The organism is uncultured Thioclava sp. (genome assembly GCF_913064665.1).
Lineage (GTDB): Bacteria > Pseudomonadota > Alphaproteobacteria > Rhodobacterales > Rhodobacteraceae > Thioclava > Thioclava arctica.
On sequence record NZ_CAJYBT010000014.1, the window covers coordinates 16,911 to 34,696 of the forward strand.

Annotated in this window: 16 protein-coding genes and 1 pseudogene; 4 read left to right on the forward strand and 13 right to left on the reverse strand. The window is 61.0% G+C overall.

Annotated features, from left to right (window positions below; all coding sequences use genetic code 11):
• Positions 1 to 18 precede the first annotated feature (18 nt).
• The 3 genes from QZ571_RS07840 to QZ571_RS07850 are packed head-to-tail and all read right to left on the reverse strand — an operon-like array spanning position 19 to position 2,245.
• A complete protein-coding gene (locus tag QZ571_RS07840; protein ID WP_295533207.1) occupies positions 19 to 693 on the reverse strand; it encodes a DUF1028 domain-containing protein in 675 nt (224 codons plus the stop codon).
• A complete protein-coding gene (locus QZ571_RS07845; protein ID WP_295533209.1) occupies positions 690 to 1,106 on the reverse strand; it encodes a RidA family protein in 417 nt (138 codons plus the stop codon). Before QZ571_RS07845 ends, QZ571_RS07840 begins: the two co-directional genes overlap by 4 nt.
• A complete protein-coding gene (locus QZ571_RS07850; protein ID WP_295533211.1) occupies positions 1,103 to 2,245 on the reverse strand; it encodes an SRPBCC family protein in 1,143 nt (380 codons plus the stop codon). The genes QZ571_RS07845 and QZ571_RS07850 overlap by 4 nt, the downstream gene beginning before the upstream one ends.
• Positions 2,246 to 2,709: 464 nt before the next feature.
• On the opposite strand from QZ571_RS07850, the gene QZ571_RS07855 reads away from it, so the two are divergent.
• Genes QZ571_RS07855 through QZ571_RS07865 form a run of 3 tightly spaced genes read left to right on the forward strand, consistent with a single transcriptional unit; the run spans position 2,710 to position 4,313 of the window.
• Positions 2,710 to 3,006 (forward strand): metalloregulator ArsR/SmtB family transcription factor, encoded by a 297-nt coding sequence (locus QZ571_RS07855; protein WP_295533213.1) that lies wholly within the window; start codon positions 2,710 to 2,712, stop codon positions 3,004 to 3,006.
• The gene (locus QZ571_RS07860; protein ID WP_295533215.1) at positions 3,003 to 4,064 is read left to right on the forward strand and encodes a permease; all 1,062 of its coding nucleotides are present in this window, start codon (positions 3,003 to 3,005) and stop codon (positions 4,062 to 4,064) included. The genes QZ571_RS07855 and QZ571_RS07860 overlap by 4 nt, the downstream gene beginning before the upstream one ends.
• A gap of 12 nt (positions 4,065 to 4,076) precedes the next feature.
• Positions 4,077 to 4,313 (forward strand): thioredoxin family protein, encoded by a 237-nt coding sequence (locus QZ571_RS07865; protein ID WP_295533217.1) that lies wholly within the window; start codon positions 4,077 to 4,079, stop codon positions 4,311 to 4,313.
• A gap of 471 nt (positions 4,314 to 4,784) precedes the next feature.
• On the opposite strand, the gene QZ571_RS07870 is transcribed toward QZ571_RS07865, so the two are convergent.
• From QZ571_RS07870 to QZ571_RS07915, 10 genes and pseudogenes are all read right to left on the reverse strand, one after another.
• Entirely contained in the window at positions 4,785 to 5,447 is a 663-nt protein-coding gene (locus QZ571_RS07870) for a hypothetical protein (RefSeq protein ID WP_295533221.1), read from the reverse strand.
• A gap of 583 nt (positions 5,448 to 6,030) precedes the next feature.
• Positions 6,031 to 6,135, reverse strand: a pseudogene (gene purU / locus QZ571_RS07875) (formyltetrahydrofolate deformylase); the annotation flags it as partial.
• A gap of 87 nt (positions 6,136 to 6,222) precedes the next feature.
• Entirely contained in the window at positions 6,223 to 8,694 is a 2,472-nt protein-coding gene (locus QZ571_RS07880) for a plasma-membrane proton-efflux P-type ATPase (RefSeq protein ID WP_295533223.1), read from the reverse strand.
• On the reverse strand, positions 8,691 to 9,818 hold the full coding sequence (locus tag QZ571_RS07885) for an alpha/beta fold hydrolase (protein WP_295533225.1): 1,128 nt from the start codon (positions 9,816 to 9,818) through the stop codon (positions 8,691 to 8,693). The genes QZ571_RS07880 and QZ571_RS07885 overlap by 4 nt, the downstream gene beginning before the upstream one ends.
• Before the next feature lie 186 nt (positions 9,819 to 10,004).
• On the reverse strand, positions 10,005 to 11,192 hold the full coding sequence (locus QZ571_RS07890; protein ID WP_295533227.1) for an acetyl-CoA C-acetyltransferase: 1,188 nt from the start codon (positions 11,190 to 11,192) through the stop codon (positions 10,005 to 10,007).
• Positions 11,193 to 11,216: 24 nt separating this feature from the next.
• The gene (locus tag QZ571_RS07895) at positions 11,217 to 12,413 is read right to left on the reverse strand and encodes an acetate/propionate family kinase (protein ID WP_295533229.1); all 1,197 of its coding nucleotides are present in this window, start codon (positions 12,411 to 12,413) and stop codon (positions 11,217 to 11,219) included.
• Positions 12,410 to 13,783, reverse strand: coding sequence for a bifunctional enoyl-CoA hydratase/phosphate acetyltransferase (locus tag QZ571_RS07900; protein WP_295533230.1), 1,374 nt, complete (start codon positions 13,781 to 13,783; stop codon positions 12,410 to 12,412). The genes QZ571_RS07895 and QZ571_RS07900 overlap by 4 nt, the downstream gene beginning before the upstream one ends.
• Positions 13,784 to 13,822: 39 nt before the next feature.
• Positions 13,823 to 14,590, reverse strand: coding sequence for an enoyl-ACP reductase FabI (gene fabI, locus QZ571_RS07905; protein WP_295533325.1), 768 nt, complete (start codon positions 14,588 to 14,590; stop codon positions 13,823 to 13,825).
• Positions 14,591 to 14,613: 23 nt separating this feature from the next.
• A complete protein-coding gene (locus QZ571_RS07910) occupies positions 14,614 to 16,350 on the reverse strand; it encodes an alpha/beta fold hydrolase (RefSeq protein ID WP_295533233.1) in 1,737 nt (578 codons plus the stop codon).
• A 3-nt stretch (positions 16,351 to 16,353) separates the two neighbouring features.
• On the reverse strand, positions 16,354 to 16,818 hold the full coding sequence (locus QZ571_RS07915) for a phasin family protein (protein WP_295533236.1): 465 nt from the start codon (positions 16,816 to 16,818) through the stop codon (positions 16,354 to 16,356).
• 283 nt (positions 16,819 to 17,101) lie between these two features.
• On the opposite strand from QZ571_RS07915, the gene QZ571_RS18495 reads away from it, so the two are divergent.
• Positions 17,102 to 17,743, forward strand: a complete 642-nt coding sequence (locus tag QZ571_RS18495) for a hypothetical protein (RefSeq protein ID WP_366929940.1) — start codon at positions 17,102 to 17,104, stop codon at positions 17,741 to 17,743.
• The last annotated feature ends 43 nt before the right edge of the window (positions 17,744 to 17,786 follow it).

Below are 17,786 nucleotides of genomic sequence, written 5' to 3' on the forward strand. Positions count from 1 at the left end.
CCGCAATATCAAGCTGTGTTATTCATCCCCAGCCACGCCATAAGACGGAGCCTCACGCGGATCGAGGGCGCGTTGCACATAGGCGTCCAGTTGCGGCTGATAGATGGCCCATGCCGTGGCAACCGCCTCAATCGGGCAGTCCTCGGTCCAGTCGCACCGCAGATCGGCCACGGGCCATGCCACGGTGTCGCACATCTGAAGACCTGCCGAATGGATCGGGCCAGCCTCGCCGCCCGCAGCCAATCCGGCGCGCATCGCCGCCAGCAGGCGATCCCCCAGATGGCCGGTCGCATTCTCGAACCCGGCAACCATCGCTTGCGGCACGTCTTCATTCGCCAGCAGGTTGCCCGCCGCAATCACGTTCACCCCGCGCCCTTGCGTCCAGATCCCTAGCGAGCGCGGCCCCGAATGGATCGCCGTGCGGCCGTTGCGATCAATCGCCAGCACCTGCCGATACTCCATGAACTGCGCTTGACCCTGAATCTGCGCAATCGCGTCCTTTGCGGACAGGCCGCCTTGCATCAAATTCAGCGCCAACGGCCCCAGTGTCGGGTCAGTGATGTTCTGGCTCGACACCGCACCAACGCCTGCGCGGGTGTAGGAACACCGCGCCGCCACGGCGGGCGAGGACGATGCGATCGCGGTTCCGAACATGCCTGTTTGCGCGCAGCGCGCGACCAATGAGAATGTCATGCCGGGATCACCGCAGTGCCATCGATCTCAACCAGCCATTCCGGCCGCGCCAATGCCTGCACCACCAGCCCGGTCGACACCGGATGAACCCCTTTGATGTATTCGCCCATCGTGCGATAAACGGCCTCGCGGTGACGCACATCCGTAATATAGACGACAACCTTGACCAGATCGGCCATTTCGCCGCCCGCTTCTTCGATCAACTGCCTGATATTTTGCATAACCTTGTGGGTCTGCTCTATTGGATCATGGCTCTCGATGTTCTTGAAGTCATCCAGACTTTGCGGACATTGTCCGCGCAGATACACCGTCTTGCCGCCTTGCGTCACAACCGCTTGGCACAGATCATTGTCGAGCGACTGTTCGGGATAGGTATCCTTGGTGTTGAATTTGCGAATGCGTGTATGGGTCATGAGAGATCCTGCTGATGGTCCGCTGCCTGTATGCGTGCGTTGATATACTGCGCAAAATCATAGTTCGGCCGTTCCAGATGGGACAGATGCCCCGGCGATGCCGATTGTGAGCGCAGCCCCCGATAGACCTTCTCCGTGCACCCCCTATCCTCGACGTTCACGTCATCCAGCAGGGTCTTGAGCTGCACGAAATTGGCCTGCGCATCGGGATCATCTGCGTAGTCATTGGACATGCCGCCGCCAAAGCCGATGCGGACTTGGCCCACGCCGTGCGGATGCAGCGTCAGATACCAGAAATAGCCTGGCGTCAGCGTGATCAGCAGACTGGGATAGATCGCCAGCAGAAAGGTTGTGCGACGACGCTCGCCCTGCATCCGCGTGTTATTGGGATGCGCCATCGCGATCCTGAGGGTCTCGTCCTTTAAGATCGTATGATAGTTGAAGCTGTCTTCACCGGGCGGGCAGATCATTTCATTCAACTTGGACAGGCCACCGATTGTCCCCGCATGGCAGACGGGCAAATGGTAGCTCTCCATGAAATTTTCGGCCAAAACCTTCCAGTTGGTGTCCCAGATATGGGTCTCGAAAAAGGTCTCAGTGTAGTTTGTCATGTCGTAATCAGCGACAAGGTCTTCGACCTTTGCCAGTTGCTGCGCCACGGCGGGGATGTCGGGGTTTAGCGTCACGAAAACCCAACCAAGCCATTCTTCGCAGCGGATATCCGGTAGGCTGTAGTCCGATTTGCAAAACCCTGCGTTCTGATCCATCGCAGGCGCGCCGCGCAGCGATCCGTCCAGATTGTAGGTCCAAGCGTGATAGGGGCAGACAATGCTGCGCGTGTTGCCACGGCCTTCAAGCAAGGTCGACATCCGGTGGCGGCAGACATTTGACATCGCGCGCAACGCGCCAACCTTGTCGCGCAACACGATGATCGGCTGATCCGCGAGATCCAAAGTGATGTAGTCACCGGGATTGGCCAGCGCATCGGCGCGCCCGGCGCAAAACCAGTCATGGGCAAAAATCGAGGACGTCTCGCGCGCCAAAAACGCCTCGGACGTGTAAACGGAGGGCGGCATCGCGCGGGCTTGTTCAAACGGAAGTGACACGTTTTTGCGAAGGTCTTCGGCTGCGTCTTTCATCTTGTGTCCCTTCGTGATGATCGGGCGTCGGTCAAAGTTTTTATGGCAGATAACGAAATCGCGAAATGCTATGGCAGAATACCTTCGCAGCCACGGGTCGAACGGCTTTCAAAACGTTGCACATTTACGCCTCCACACATCGTCGAAGACCAAACACAAATAAAGCAACCTCTTTCGCAGTCTTGCTTTGCCAAAAACTAATCATGGCCTGCAAGAAAAAGCCGCCATTCGCAGCATCGTCGAAAATCGTCAAAATGCGGTCATGCGACGGCAGGACACAGCCTTCTTGGCGCTCTCAGTCACCATCAACGGTCCCGCCCCTGTCGCATCGGCTAAATCGGAATTAGCGGTCATCAGAGCGGAATGACGCAGCCTCGCGAGTGCTGCATCGCAAGTTTCGTCTGACATAGATCAAGGCAGCCTGACGCGTCATATGCGCAAATGCGCATAAAGGAGAATGCTCCATGATTCTGTCCGCTCTGTCTGCCCTCGCCGAACCGACGCGTCTTGGCGTGATTCCGCTTCTCGCGGATGGATCGGAACATTGCGTCTGCGAATTGATGAAAAAGCTCGACGCCACGCAAAGCCGCATGTCGCGCCACATGCAGGTGCTCAAGCAGGCCGGGTTGGTCGTGGATCGGCGCGACGCGCAATGGGTGCGCTACCGACTTAACCCAGACATGCCGCCCGAGATCCGTGCAGTCATAGAGGCCGTTCTCGCCGCAAGCGCGGCGGAAGCCGAAGAAAGGAAAGCCGCATGAGCGTCGATATCACAAGCCCACCCCGCCCTGCGCGCCCCGACTGGCTTTGGCATCTGGGGGTGGCCGCCTTCGTGCTTGGCTGGTGGCTGCTTTATGGTCAGCTCGTGCCGATCTCGGAATGGATCACCGCGCAACTTCCCGTCGCGCGCCACAGCCACACCGGCGAGGCAATCGCCTTTTTCTTCTACGACGTGCCCAAGGTGATGATGCTTCTCACGCTTATTGTCTTCGCGATGGGCGTCGTGCGCAGCTTCTTCTCGCCCGAGAGGACCCGCGCGGTCCTGTCGGGGCGACGCGAAGGGGTGGGCAATGTGCTGGCCGCCGGGCTGGGGATCGTGACTCCGTTCTGCTCGTGCTCGGCTGTGCCCCTGTTCATCGGTTTTGTTTCGGCGGGGGTGCCTCTGGGAGTGACCTTTTCGTTCCTGATCGCGGCACCGATGGTGAATGAGGTCGCGCTGATCCTTTTGTTCGGCCTTGTTGGCTGGAAGGTGGCGGCGATTTACCTTGGCTTCGGCCTTGCGATCGCGATCCTTGCGGGCTTCGTCATTGGCAAGCTGCATCTTGAGGGCTGGCTGCAGGATTGGGTGCGCGACATCCATTCCGGCGCGAACACCGCTGGGATCCTCGACGAAGAGCACCTGACGCTGGTCGATCGCTATCGTCTTGGACTTGAAGCGGTGCGCGAGATCTTCGCCAGAGTCTGGGTCTGGATCATCCTCGGGATCGCGATGGGCGCGCTGATCCACGGCTATGTGCCCCAAGACCTGATGGTGCGCATCATGGGCGCGGGAACGTGGTGGTCGGTGCCCGCAGCGGTGCTGATGGGCATTCCAATGTACACCAATGCCGCGGGCGTCATTCCGATCGTCGAGGCGCTTTTGGGCAAGGGCGCGGCGCTTGGCACCGTGCTGGCTTTCATGATGAGCGTGATCGCGCTGTCCCTGCCCGAGATGATCATCCTGCGCCAGGTCCTGACGCTGCGCCTGATCGCCGTGTTCATCGGCGTGGTGGCAAGCGGCATCCTTGGCGTCGGCTTCCTCTTCAACCTGATTTTCTGAAAGGACTATCCAATGAAAACCGTCAAAGTCTACGGCCCCGGCTGCAAACGCTGCGCAGCAACTGAGGACATGGTCAAGGACGCGGCCGCGCGCCTTGGCATCGCGGTCGAGGTCGAGAAAGTGTCCGACCCGCGCGCCATCGCGATGGCCGGAGTCATGTCGACCCCCGGCATTTCCATCGACGGCAAGCTGGTTCACGCAGGCGGCCTGCCGGACCAAACCAAGCTGGAAGGCTGGCTGTCGGCTTGACGGCAGGTTGCGCAACGCGCTTGAGGGGATGGCCGTCTAGGTTCGGCAGCGATGTCATATCAGAAGCGGCGGGTTTGGCTGATGAAGCAGTCATTTCTTTTGCCGAAATGCGCTTTCGCGTTTCGTCATCATCAAAGCTTCCAATAACGGCAGCCAACCTATTGGTTGGTATAGCAAAATCATCGATTTTGGAAAGAATGCTGGTTGCAAGGTCCGCATCAATGCAAGGCATCATATGTTTCCTTTGCGAGCAGCCGATCTTCTATTCGCCAAGCAAAGGCAAGTGCCACCTTGACCGTCTGCAACGGGCTCAGAGCCGCCCTTGTTGGAAACCATAATACGCTTAGCCGGGTGTTACGCTCGTGCCATAGCGGCTTTCTTCCCCTCGGGCATGCGCCCCAAGCGCTTGCAGCCTAGTCACACCTCCCGCCCCCTCTTGCACAGGGCCTTTTGAAAAGACTGCGGCGCGCTTTAGATCGCGGCCTTGGCCAAGTGCGGTTGCCAGAAATATCGCACCAAGGCCTGACGCGCGTAGGCCGGTCGGCTGAGTTTTTGCGGCTTTGGGACGTCTTTCGCGACCTGCTGAAACAATGCCCCGGCTGCGACAATATCCTCCGCAGAGGCCCGCCCTTTCAGGTCAATGCCATGAAAGCGCTCTAAAAACATAAGCGCCGCTTTGCGCCCCTCCCAATACTCTGGTCCGATGATATCGTCTCCCGGCCTGATCTTGGCCAAATCGACGGATGACATACCGGTCCGCGCAAATATGTAGTGAATAATCCGGTTGACCTCATCTGTAAGCGGCGCGCCCTCTAGCCCGGGCCGCTTCAGTCGAACAAGGCTGAAGCACTGAACATTCAGAAACCCGCGCACGAAAGGATCATTCCACGCCTTCACCCCGATCCATTTGCCCGAGGGGTTGCGCAGGAGCGGCAACATGAGATTAGAGACCTGATGCGCAAGGGCGGTTTTCTTCCTGCGCAGCAAGTCCCAGAAATACCCGTAGCGACCGTAGTCTCGCGCAAGACGTGCGACGAGCCAGAGGCCCGTTAAGGCACTGAGAATAAGGCTGCCGCCGATAAGGACTGTCGGCACTGGAGAAAACGCAGGCGCGATCTTTTTCACGACCGCCACCGCCACCCCCACGACAAGCATCCAAAAAAAACCAGCTTAAATACGTCAGAACCGCCAAGTTGAATGCATGGCGCACAAGACCATCGAGTGACCATCGCCCGCAGCGCCACAGGAATCGAAGCAGGAAGAAGGCAGCGATTGCACACAGCAGCGCGGCGATCGGTAGCAGGACATAATACCAGAGTGCGTTGGCGATAGACTGCTGGTTTTTGCCAATCCACTGAAGACCGGCATAGCCCAATCCCAACAACACGATGGCGCCAAGCGCACCGCCTCCCGATGACTTGCCGCCCCCCGAGCCACCAGAAGACCCGCGCGTTCCCTTTCGGATTCTAGCCGGCTCATTCACATAGCCAAAACCATGGCACCGTTGACATTGCATGAAATCATCGGCCGCGCCATAAGCCGCGCCACCGGATGCATTTATCCGGCCTGTGCCATTGCAGGCTTTGCATCGCGACATCGCCACACCCCCAAGTGCCGTTGCGGAAATCGCCCTCCCATTGGAGTTAACAAGGGTATCACGGTTTCCTGAATACCCAAAATCCTAGGGCAAGACAGCGGTTGGGCCGAACGCCCCCACTCAGCTCATGCGGTTTGAGCTGTAGCTACCGGGCGAGGCCATGAAGACCACGGTCTTGTTTGCGTTCAGAAAAACCCGGTGATGGGCATGGGCGGCCCGCGCCAGCCGGTCCTAAGCCCAGCCGCAGTCAGCAAAGCCCATGCCGCGCGCCCCCAAAAACCCCGGTTCGGGGGTGAGAGGGCGCGCGACCGCTTAGCTATGCCTATGCGCGCCATGCGAGAACAGCGGCCGGTTGGTCTTGTCCAGCAGCACCTGCTTGAAGCGCGGGCGGTGGCCCATCAGGCTGTCGGCCCCGAGCTTGGCAAAATCCAGCACCACCATCCAGACGAGGTTATAGACCCAGACCCAAGCGATGATATGCCACGGAAGCGCGGGCATCAGCCAGCCAAAGCCTGTCACCAACACCGCCAAGACCTGCGTCGCCAAGATCGCCGAAACCAGCGGCCAAGCCGGATAAGGTTTGCGCCAGAAGCTTTTGCGATTGCGGGTGACAAACAGCATCAGATGGCCACCGACCACGAGTTGCAGGAATATCATCGTTTGCAGATGCGGCGTGTCCATCGCGAACGGGATTTTGCCCAGATACATCAGGCCAAAGGTCTGGATCACCGACAAGAACCCCAGCAAAGACGAGACCCCCAGCACCCAAGGCATGTTCCAGCGCACCGGTTTCTTGCTCAGCCATGTGTTGTCATAGGCGATGGTCATGATCGGAATATCATCAAGCAAAGCCAGCAGGATAATCATCACCGCCGTCAGCGGATAGACCCCGAAAATCAGCATTGCGAGCACCACGAACAGCATGATGTCGATGGTCATCGCAATGCGGTAAATCGTGTAAGAGGTCATGCGCTCAAAGATCCGCCGCGCCTCTTCCACCGCTGAAATGATGGTCGATAAGCCCGGTGTGGTCAGGATCAGATCGGCTGCGGCGCGCGCGGCATCGGTGGCGCCCGACACGGCGATCCCGACATCGGCCTGCTTGATCGCGGGGCTGTCGTTCACCCCGTCTCCGGTCATGCCAACAAGGTGGCCGCGATCCTGCAAGGCCTTGACGATGCGGTACTTATGCTCGGGGTAGACGCGGGCGAACCCGTCGGCGGCCTCGACCTGTTGGGCGGCATCTGCGGGCACCTGATCGCCATCGCTCCCGAACAGATCGGTGGCAGGGCGGATATTCGTGCCCAGCCCCAACTTGCCCGAAATCTCGCGCCCGATGGCGGTATCGTCGCCAGTCACCATCTTGACCTCAATGCCATGGGCGCGCGCCTCGGCGATGGTCAGCGCGGAATCTTCGCGCGGCGGATCAAACAGCGGCAGGATGCCAAGAAAGACCCAGCTTTGCCCGGCATCGTCCGAGCGCGCCACACCCAGCGTGCGAAACCCCTTGGTGGCGAGGGCGTCCACGATCCCCTTGGCGCGCGTGACGGTGGCGTCATCGGGCGCGCACAGATCAAGGATCACCTGCGGCGCGCCCTTGCTGACGCGAAAGGCCCCCTGCGGGCCGGTCACATCGGCCTGCGTGCGTTTGCCCACCGGATCAAAGGGGGTAAAGGCGGTCTGCGTATAGCCAGCAAGAGCGGCCTCGTTCAGTCCACCGATCACGGCAAGGTCGATGGCGTCTTTGTCCTCGGCCTTGGAGGCAAGCGCGCCCGCAAGGATCAGCGCCTGCGTATCCGTGGCCGCGAACAACTCAGGATCGCCCAAGGTCAACTTGTTCTGGGTCAGCGTACCGGTCTTGTCCGAACACAGAATATCGATGCCCGCCATTTCCTCGATGGATTGCAGGCGCGACACGATCGCCTTCTTCTTTGACAGCGCCAACGCGCCCAGCGCCATCGTCACCGACAACACGGCGGGCATCGCCACCGGGATCGAGGCCACGACAAGGATCAGCACGAATTGCAACAGCCTCGCGGGGCTTTCTCCGCGAAACAGCTCGACCAAGATCAGCACCGCCGACAGAACCAGCGCCACGAGGATCAGGAAATCCCCGATCCGCAAGACGGCGCGCTGGAAATGCGACACCGCGCCCGCGCCTTCCACCAGCTTGGCGGTGCGCCCAAAGAAGGTGTTCGCGCCCGTCGCCGTGACCTGCGCCACCATCTCGCCCTGCTTGGCAATCGAGCCGGAATAGGCGTCTTCACCGGGCTTTTTCGCCACCGGCAGGGACTCCCCCGTCAGCGCGGCCTGATCGATCGAAAGATACGCGCCCTCTCGCAATCGCACATCGGCGGGGATCACATCGCCAAGGCGAATGCGGATCACATCGCCGGGCACCAGATCGGCGGCGTCGATCTCTGCCCATTTACCGTCGCGCAAGGCGCGCGCCCTCAGCGCAAGTTGGTTCTTCAGTGCGGCCAAAGCATCATCGGCCTTGCGTTCCTGCCAAAACCCGACGCCTGCATTAAACAGCAGCAGCACCAGAATGATCGCCAGATCCGCCCAATGCGCATCCAGCGCCGAAAGCACCGCCGCCGCCTCGATCATCCACGGGATCGGCCCCCAGAAATAGCCAGCCAGCTTCTTCAGCGGGCTGACCCGGTGCTCTTCCAGCGCGTTGGGGCCGAATGTCTCTAGCCGCTTGCGGGCCTGCGCCGCGCTTAGCCCCGCCGTCAGATCGGTTTCCTCAATCGGCGCGGCGGCATTTGCGCCCGCCGTCATGACACCGCCTCCATGATCCACTTGGCGATACCCGGCCAAGTGTCTTTCAGCGTGTTGGAGCCCATGAACAGGCCGATATGCCCGCCCGGCACCGTCTGCTTGACCATCTTTGCCGGATCGGTGCCAACGAGATGCTCGGCAGCGTAGACCTGCTCCCATGTGGTGATGTCGTCGCTTTTGCCCGCCAGCATGTACAGCGGACAGGTGATCGCCTTGAGATCAAGCGTTCGCCCCAACCCGACGAATTGGCCCTTGGCGAACATGTTTTTCTTAAACAGCAATTCAATCGACTGCAGGTAATAGGGCCCCGGCAGGTCGATCGGGTTTTCATACCAGCGCTCAAAAGCCTTGGTGCGTTTGAGGTATTTTTCATCCGTCGCATGGGCGTAGAGGTCGATGAATTTTCCTAAGTATTGCTCGCCCGGGTGCATGTTCTTCCAGCCTGCCAGCATATATTGCCCCAGCATCCGCCCACCGCCGCTTTTGACCATCTCGCGATACAGATCGAGCGGCATTTCATGGGCCAGCTTGCGGATCGGTCCGTGTCCAGCATTGGTGTCGATGGGCGATCCCGCCAGCACCAACGCGGCCACCTTTTCGGGGAAGCGCGCGGCATACATTGCCGACATCCAGCCCCCTTGGCACAGCCCGACCAAGGCCACGCGCCCGCCCAGATCATCGACCACCACGTTGATCTCGGCGAGATATTTGTCGATGTTGAAATCACGCATTTCGGGCGTGGCCGCCTTCCAATCCATCGCCAGCAGACGCGGCACCCCGGCATCGAGCAAGGTTTCGATCAGGCTTTGCCCTTTTTGGTAATCCGCGATGGTCGAGCTGTGCCCGGCATAGGGCGGATCGATCAGAACCGGCACGCCGCCCTGCCCTGCCCCTTTGCGGGTGAAATCGCGCAGCCGCATCGTGTCCATCTCTTGCAGAACGCGGTTTTCCGTGGCCCAGACCGAGGGCGGCGGATCGGTGATCTCGGCAATCTCGGCCACGGCTTTCATGTTCTGGCGAAACAGGTCCAGACCGTCCTGACCCATCTCCATGCTCATGGCCAAGGGCCAGAACCACGGAACGGAATGGTCGATTTTCGGGGTTTTAATGGGTGATGTCGTCATGATCTTTCCTTTCGAGAAATCGGCACGCGTCTCCTCCCCAAGCGCGGCACTTGCTTGCGTTACTGGGCGGTAGAACCGCCATCGACCACCGGCGCGCTGCCGGTGGCGCATTTCACCTTAGCCGATGCCAGTTACAGCACCGATCCCTGAGCCCTCGTCCTTCACACGATCCAATTTCCTGCCTCCTTAGTCCAACCGCTCCAGCGCCAGCGCGATGCCCTGACCGCCACCGATGCACAGCGTCACCACGCCGCGCCGGATGCCGTCGCGCGCCATTGAATGCAAAAGCCGCGTGGTCAGAACCGCGCCGGTCGCGCCGATGGGGTGGCCATGCGCAATCGAGCCACCCTCGACATTGACGATGTCTTCGGGGATCGACAGCTCCTTCATCACCGCCAGCACGATGGCGGCAAACGCCTCGTTGATCTCGAAGCGTTCGACATCGCCGATAGACCAGCCCGCCCGATCCAGCGCCTGACGCACGGCGGGCACCGGGCCAAGGCCGAAAAAGCCCGGCTCGACCGCGCCGATACCGTAAGACACCAGCCGCGCCATCGGGGTGACGCCCTTGCCCTCGGCCCAGCCGCGTTCGGCCACGATCATCGCCGCCCCAGCCGAATTAAGCCCCGGCGCGTTGCCTGCGGTGATCGTGCCATCCTTGCGAAAAGCGGGTTTAAGCTTGGCGAGGCTTTCCAGCGTTGTTTCGGGGCGGTTATGTTCGTCCTTGGCAAACATCACCGACCCTTTGCGCGATTTGATCTCGACCGGGGTGATTTCGGCCTCGAACTTGCCCGCTGCCTGCGCTGCCGAAAACCGCTCCTGCGAGCGCAGCGCAAAGCGGTCCTGATCTTCGCGGGTCAAACCGAATTTCGCCACCAAATCCTCGGTATGCCAACCCGAATGCTGATCTGAGAACGCATCGTTCAACCCGTCCAGCAGCATCGAGTCGTAAATCTCAGCATTGCCCATCCGGTAGCCCCAGCGCCCGCCCGCCATCAGGTAGGGCGCGCGGTCCATGTTCTCCATGCCGCCACCGATGGCGCTGGAAAGGTTACCAAGCCAGATTTCCTGCGCCGCACTCGCGATCCCCTGCGCGCCCGACCCACAGACCCGGTTGACCGTCATCGCGGGCACATCGACAGGCAGCCCGCCCCCGATCGCGGCTTGGCGCGCCGGGTTCATCTTGTTGCCAGCCTGAATGACATTGCCCATGACGACCGTGCCGATATCGCCGCCGCTCAGACCGGATCGCTCCAGAGCGGCGCGGATCGCGACCGCCCCGAGCTCGGTCGCCGGGGTGCTCTTGAGCGTTCCATCATAGGTACCAATGGCGGTGCGCGTCGCAGCCGCGAGAATAACTTCGATCCTGGACATGATTAGCTCCTTGGTTGAATTCACTTATTGTTTCGCGCGCCCCACCACGGCCGGGCGCAGCACGTGCAATGTGTGGCGTGCGATCATCAGATCTTCGTTCGTGGGAATGACGAAGACGGGAACCGCGCTATCCCCATCGCTGATGCGTGGCCCGTCAGTTTGATTGGCAGTCTCATCCAGCCGGATACCCAGCCATTGCGCGCCCGCACAAACGCCTTCGCGCACCGGGGCGGCGTGTTCGCCAATGCCGCCGGTGAAGATCAGCGCATCCAGCCCGCCCAGTGCTGCCACCAACGAGCCAAGTTCGCGCCCAATCCGGTAGATGAACAAATCGACGGCCTCGCGCGCCTCGGGGCTGGGGCTGGCCAGAAGCGTGCGCATGTCGCCGCTGATCCCCGACACGCCCAACAGGCCTGAGCGGCGATACAGCAGATCGCTCAGCGCCGCCTCATCCATGCCCCGTTCGCTCATGAGATACAGCAGCACACCGGGGTCAATCGCGCCCGAGCGGGTGGCCATCACCAGCCCGTCAATCGCCGAAAACCCCATGCTTGAGGCAACCGAGCGCCCCTCGCGGATCGCGCACATGCTCGCACCCCCGCCCAGATGCGCCACCACCACACGGCCATTCGCCTTGGCCCCCAGATATTCAGGCAGGGTCGAGGCGATATATTCGTAGGACAGCCCGTGGAAGCCATAGCGGCGAATCCCCGCGTCATGCATCTCGCGCGGGATCGCGTAACGGGTGCTTAGCGGCGCGTTGCTGGCGTGAAAGCCGGTGTCGAAACATGCGACTTGCGGCAAATGCGGGTGGCTTGCGCTTAGCACGCGCACAGGCACAAGGTTATGGGGCTGATGCAGCGGTGCCAGCGGGTTAAGCGCGGCCAGCTTTCGGGTGATCGCCTTGCTCAGGCGCACAGGTGCCGCAAATTTGGGGCCGCCATGCACGATGCGATGGCCCGCGCCGATCAGGGTCATGCCGCTGTCATGGGTCTCGATCCAGTCCAGAACGCGTGCCAGCACCGCCTCGTAATTAACCGACTCCAGCGCAGTATCAATGCCACCACTGGCCGCGGTGATCTTGAGATGGGGCGCATCGCCCAACCCGTCGACCTCGCCATCGGCAAAGGGCGTCGGATCGACCCCGTCTGGCCCCACCGCGAACAGTGAAAACTTGAGGCTGGTTGAGCCTGCGTTGAGGGTAAGAATGACCTCGCTCATGCCACGCTCCCCACCCTGTGCGCATGGATCAACGACGCCACCGCACATGAGGCCAACCGGCTTTGCGCAGAATCCGCGCGGCTCGTCAGCACTATGGGCACCCGCGCGCCCAGAACCACCCCGGCGGCCTCGCTGGAGGCGAGGTATTCCAACTGCTTGGCAATCATGTTGCCCGCGTCCAGATCGGGCGCAAGCAGGATATCGGCCCGCCCGGCGACGTCGGAATGGATATGCTTGATTTCCGCCGCCAGCGTCGAGACCGCATTATCAAACGCCAATGGCCCATCCAGCACCGCGCCGGTGATCTGCCCGCGCTCGGCCATCTTGCACAGGGCGGCGGCATCCAACGTCGAGGGAATGCGCGGATTGATCACTTCCACCGCCGAAAGAATGGCGACGCGCGGGGTTTCAACGCCCAGCGCATGGGCCATCTCAATCGCGTTCTGCACGATCTCGGTCTTGGCCGCGAGATCGGGGGCGATGTTGATCGCGCCATCGGTGATGAACAGCAGACGGTCCGTGCCCGGCACATCCATCAAAAACACATGGCTGAGGCGGCGTTTGGTGCGCAGGTTCAACTCGGGCTGCAAGATCGGGTGGAGAAATTCGTCGGTATGCAGACTGCCCTTCATCAGCGCGTGAACACGACCCTCATGGGCCATGCGCGCGGCCATTTCGGCGGCGGCATCGGAATGTTCGGTGTCCTCGATGGGCCAGTTGGACAGATCAAGGCCCGCCTCTTTTGCAGCGGCCCGGATACGCGCCTCGGGGCCAACAAAGACGGGAGAGATCAACCCGGCCTGCGCGGCCTCGATAGCGCCCGCTATGGCGTTGGGTTCGACCGGATGCACGATGGCGGTGAGGATGGGCTTCAGTGTTTTCGCCTGCGCGATCAGTTTGCGAAACTTCGCGCCGCGTTCGCCGATAATGAGGTTAGGGCTGTCCGATGGGGCGCGGGTGATCTGGTTGGCCGGGGCGGTGACCTGCAAGCTGCCCTCGACCAGTGACTTGCCCTTGGGCCCGGTGCCGGTGCAGTCGAACACGACCGCCCGTGTTGCGAGATCGACACTGCGCACGCGCACCTCGAGATCCAGCGTATCCCCCACCGCGAGCCCCGCGTGAAAGCGCAGATCCACCGCGTCGATCCGGCTGCCCGCACCGGGCAAACGCGTGCCGATCAGCGCCGCAAGGCTTGATCCCGCCCAAGCAATTGGCCCGGTTTCGCAGGCAACAGGCCCGCCACCGCCGCCAAGGGCTGAGATCAGCTCAAGATCGCGCACGGTCAGTTTGCGGCTTAGCCGGGCGCTATCGCCGGGCTTTATCTGCGCGATGGTGCGATTGGCGATGAGGTCGGTGTCGGTCTGAAGCATCTGCTTTCTCCTGTTTCGCTGTCTCATCGGCGCGTCAGATCAGTCGATGACGTGATAGCCTCCGTCGATATACAGAATGTCGCCGGTCACACTGCGCGCGCTGTCACTGACCAGAAACGCCGCCATCGCGCCGACCTCGTCGATGGTCGTCAGGCGATGTGACGGGGCCTTGGCGACGGCCTTTTCCATCAGCGCGTCGAAATGCGCGATCCCCGAGGCGGCACGGGTCTTGATCGGCCCCGGCGACAGGCTGTTGACGCGAATGCCGCTACCGCTGAGTTCAGCCGACAGCGAGCGGGTCGTGGCCTCAAGCGCGGCCTTGACCGGGCCCATCAGGTTGTAATGATCGACGACTTTCTCGGCGCCGTAATAGCTCATCGACAAAAGCGCGCCGCCCTTGTCCATCAGCTTCTCGGCACGTTTTGCCATGCGGATGAAGGAGTGCACCGAGATATCCATCGCGCGCGCAAACCCCTCGGGTGAGCAATCCGTCACCCGACCATGCAGATCGGCGGCGGGCGCGAAGGCGATCGAATGCAGCGCAAAATCAAGCCGCCCCCAGTCCCGTTCGATCCGATCAAACACCGCATCCAGCGCGCCGGGTTTTTCAACATTGCAGGGCAGGATGATCGGGCAAGATAGGGCTTCGGCCAGCGGTCGGACAAAGGGCTCGGCCTTGGCGTCGAAATATGTCAGCGCGAGGTCGGCGCCCGCATCACGAAAGGCGCGCGCGCAGCCATAAGCGATGCTCGTCTCGTTGGCGACACCGATGACAAGACCCTTCTTTCCACTCAGGGGAAGGTGCATCGGTGTCATCGGCGTCACTCCTGTTAGCGTTGCAACACGTATTCGCCCGGTGCCGGGCAAAGCGGGGGATAGCCAGCCTCCTCGCGCCCCATCTGCGGCAGCGGGCCCGGTTTGCCTGAACGCTTGGCGAGCCACGCTTGCCAAGCGGGCCACCATGACCCCTCATGTTCGGGCGTGCCGTTGAACCACTTTTTCGGCGGCACAAAGCTGGAATTGGCGCAGTGATCACCGATGCGGTAGTGGCGGCGTGGATGGCCGGGCTCGCTGACGATCCCGGCATTATGCCCGCCACTGGTCAGCAGGAAGGTCACATCGACATCCGTCAAAAGCGTAGCCTTATAGACCGAGTGCCAAGGGGCCACATGATCGTGCTCGGTCCCGACGGCAAAGATCGGCGTGGTGATATCGGGGGGGGCCACGGTGACATCGCCCAGCTCGAACCGACCTTCAGAGAAGTCATTATCGAGAAACAGTTTTTGCAGGTATTGCGAATGCATCTGATAGGGCATCCGGGTGGCATCGGCATTCCACGCCATCAGATCGTTTAACGGGCGGCGTTCGCCCATCAGATAGTCATGCACGATGCGCGACCAGATCAGATCGTTCGCGCGCAGCATCTCAAAGGCGCCCGCCATCTCGCCCGCGTCAAGATAGCCGCGCTCGGCCATCATGTCCTTGAGAAAGGCGACCTGACTGTCATCGACAAACAGCAAAATCTCGCCCGCCTCGGTAAAATCGATCTGCGCGGCAAACAGCGTGAGCGATGCCAGACGATCCTGCCCGGTCTTGCCCAGAAGGGCTGCGGCAAGCGACAAAAGTGTGCCGCCGATGCAATAGCCCACGGCATGCACCTTGGGCCCCGGCACGATTGCCTGCACCGCATCCAGCGCAGCAAGCACCCCCTTTTCCACATAGGTCTGAAGGCTGAAATCACGCTCTTCCTCGTCGGGGTTTATCCACGAGATCATGAAGACGGTGTGGCCCTGTTGCACCAGATAGCGCACCATCGAATTCTTCGGGCTCAGATCGAGAATGTAGTATTTCATGATCCAGGCCGGCACGATCAGGATCGGTTCTGGATGCACCTTGTCTGTGGTCGGCGTGTATTGGATCAGCTCGATCAATTCGTTGCGATACACCACCTGTCCGGGCGTCACCGCCACCTCATGGCCGGGGCGGAACTGCTCGGCCCCTTCGGGCGGCTTGCCCTCTGTTTCGCGCATCAAATCCTCAAAGAAATGCCGCGCGCCCGTCACCAGGTTCTGGCCACCCGTTTCATGGGTGCGGGCAATGATTTCTGGGTTTGTCGCCAAGAAATTGGACGGGGACATCATATCAAGCCACTGCCGGACCCCGAAATTCACCAGATCAAGGTGGTGGCGCGACACCCCCGCGATCCCCTTTGTCAGTTCGTCCCATAACTGCTCGGTCGCAAGGAAGGACTGGGCATAGGCCGCGAAGGGCCATTGTTGCCATGCCGGGTCGTCGAAACGGTGATCCTCGGGGCGCGGAGTGATCGGGGCCGCGCCCTCTTTGGTGTGATCGACGGCGAGCGCAGAGAGATACCCCGCCAACGCCATCTGACGCGCAAGCGCCGCGCGCAGGATTTCTGATCGTTTGCCCGGCGCATTGGCCAGATGCAGCGCCCAGTCGAGATAGGCGAGCGCGGCAGAGGCCGGTGACAACCCACCCGTCAGCCGCCCTTCACTGGCATGCAGCATCAGATCGAACGGATTGGCGGGCGGTATTGTCTTTGTCATGGTTCAGTTACTCACCTTTGCGGCGGCGCGCTTGCCTGCCCCAGACTCGGGGGCCTCTTTCGTCGCGGCCTGCAATTGCAGGTCTCCTGCCACCTCGCGAACAAGCTCGGCATAGCGTTGGCCCACCTTATCGGCCAACGCACCCCAGGTTTCGGCGCGCACAAAGGCAGTTTCCATCATCATCCCCAGCAGCTCCAGCTGAAAATCCGCAAACTCTTTTAGATCACGGCTTTGCGTCAATTTCGCAAAATGCCTGGAAACGTCTTCGTGGTCTTTCTGCACAGGGTCGATGTGATGCTGAATGGCGTCGGTATAGAGGCGTTGCAGATCGCTGGCGAAATCCGTGAGGTGCTCAAGCGTGGCATTTCCGCTCGCGATCGTGATGGCGCCCGGAGTGTTCAACCCGTTCCGGGGCAGCGCGGCCCTCTGTTCAAGGCTTTGTTTGAAGACATCCTGCGTATCGGGCATGCGTATCTCCTTAGATGCTATCTGCGGCGGGGAAGCGCCCCGTCCATCGCTGCAATGACACAAGCATCACGCCCTTGATTGCTAGATGGTGTTCGCCTTGGCCGCTTTCATCCATCTGACGCTACGCTTCAGCACTTTGTGAAACCTGATCAGAAAAATAAGACGCGCGACACGGGCGTTGCCTCGGGCGCACCGGGAAACGCCCGGTTGCGCAAGAAGGAAGCGTCACAGGAACGCGCTCAAGCATTCTTCCAAGCCATTTGCGTATCAGGTGATCTAGCCGATGCCAATCCTTGCTAGACAGGATCAGCCCCACTTAAACGGTGAAAAACGAGGTCGCATAAAGCCTCGCCAATCGGGGCGCCTTGGCGCAAATCACCGCCACGCTTTCACGCGATTTCTCTGTCCAAGCTGTCAGACTGCTACCTGCGCCGCCTGTGCAAACGGCCCAATCAGGCGAAATCGAGGCCGTCGCCATCGATGGCCCCATCCGCAACAGACAAGCGCAGAGCATCTCCCAGACATCTTCACCGGGCGCGCCCAGAGTTCGGGCGAGACGTTGGGGAGGTTGCGCATCATCTATCGCCGCGACGATCACCGCATCCTTGGTGTCCATGTTCTGGCCGAAGGAGCCGTCGATCTGATGGGCGCGGCCGCATTGGCGGTGCGCAATGGGCTGACGCTGGAACAGATCGCCGCCAGCATTCACCCGCACCCGCACCTGACCGAGGCCTTTGGCCTCACCGCGCTTTCCGCGCTTGGCCCAGTCGCTGCAAGGCTAAGGCTCATCTCAGCGCGGCCATATCGCTGCCAGACGGGGAAAGGTGCCGATCGGTTTCCCGCCATTCCCTTTTGCAAGCATTGCCAATACCCTGATCGCGCAAAACGCGCGGCGGAGTTTCCCTTGCCCCCGTCGCATGCCTGACCCGCATGCCGCGCCAAATCTGCCTGATGGCGGCCAGCGCGCC

Excerpts from the sequence above, each read along its gene's own strand:
- QZ571_RS07880 (WP_295533223.1), bottom strand. The coding sequence starts at position 8,694 with ATGACGGCGGGCGCAAATGCCGCCGCGCCGATTGAGGAAACCGATCTG.
- QZ571_RS07890 (WP_295533227.1), bottom strand. The coding sequence starts at position 11,192 with ATGTCCAGGATCGAAGTTATTCTCGCGGCTGCGACGCGCACCGCCATT.
- QZ571_RS07860 (WP_295533215.1), top strand. The coding sequence starts at position 3,003 with ATGAGCGTCGATATCACAAGCCCACCCCGCCCTGCGCGCCCCGACTGG.
- fabI (WP_295533325.1), bottom strand. The coding sequence starts at position 14,590 with ATGCACCTTCCCCTGAGTGGAAAGAAGGGTCTTGTCATCGGTGTCGCC.
- QZ571_RS07915 (WP_295533236.1), bottom strand. The coding sequence starts at position 16,818 with ATGCCCGATACGCAGGATGTCTTCAAACAAAGCCTTGAACAGAGGGCC.
- QZ571_RS07900 (WP_295533230.1), bottom strand. The coding sequence starts at position 13,783 with ATGCTTCAGACCGACACCGACCTCATCGCCAATCGCACCATCGCGCAG.
- QZ571_RS07840 (WP_295533207.1), bottom strand. The coding sequence starts at position 693 with ATGACATTCTCATTGGTCGCGCGCTGCGCGCAAACAGGCATGTTCGGA.
- QZ571_RS07895 (WP_295533229.1), bottom strand. The coding sequence starts at position 12,413 with ATGAGCGAGGTCATTCTTACCCTCAACGCAGGCTCAACCAGCCTCAAG.
- QZ571_RS07910 (WP_295533233.1), bottom strand. The coding sequence starts at position 16,350 with ATGACAAAGACAATACCGCCCGCCAATCCGTTCGATCTGATGCTGCAT.
- QZ571_RS07845 (WP_295533209.1), bottom strand. The coding sequence starts at position 1,106 with ATGACCCATACACGCATTCGCAAATTCAACACCAAGGATACCTATCCC.
- QZ571_RS07850 (WP_295533211.1), bottom strand. The coding sequence starts at position 2,245 with ATGAAAGACGCAGCCGAAGACCTTCGCAAAAACGTGTCACTTCCGTTT.
- QZ571_RS18495 (WP_366929940.1), top strand. The coding sequence starts at position 17,102 with ATGCCAATCCTTGCTAGACAGGATCAGCCCCACTTAAACGGTGAAAAA.
- QZ571_RS07855 (WP_295533213.1), top strand. The coding sequence starts at position 2,710 with ATGATTCTGTCCGCTCTGTCTGCCCTCGCCGAACCGACGCGTCTTGGC.
- QZ571_RS07885 (WP_295533225.1), bottom strand. The coding sequence starts at position 9,818 with ATGACGACATCACCCATTAAAACCCCGAAAATCGACCATTCCGTTCCG.
- QZ571_RS07865 (WP_295533217.1), top strand. The coding sequence starts at position 4,077 with ATGAAAACCGTCAAAGTCTACGGCCCCGGCTGCAAACGCTGCGCAGCA.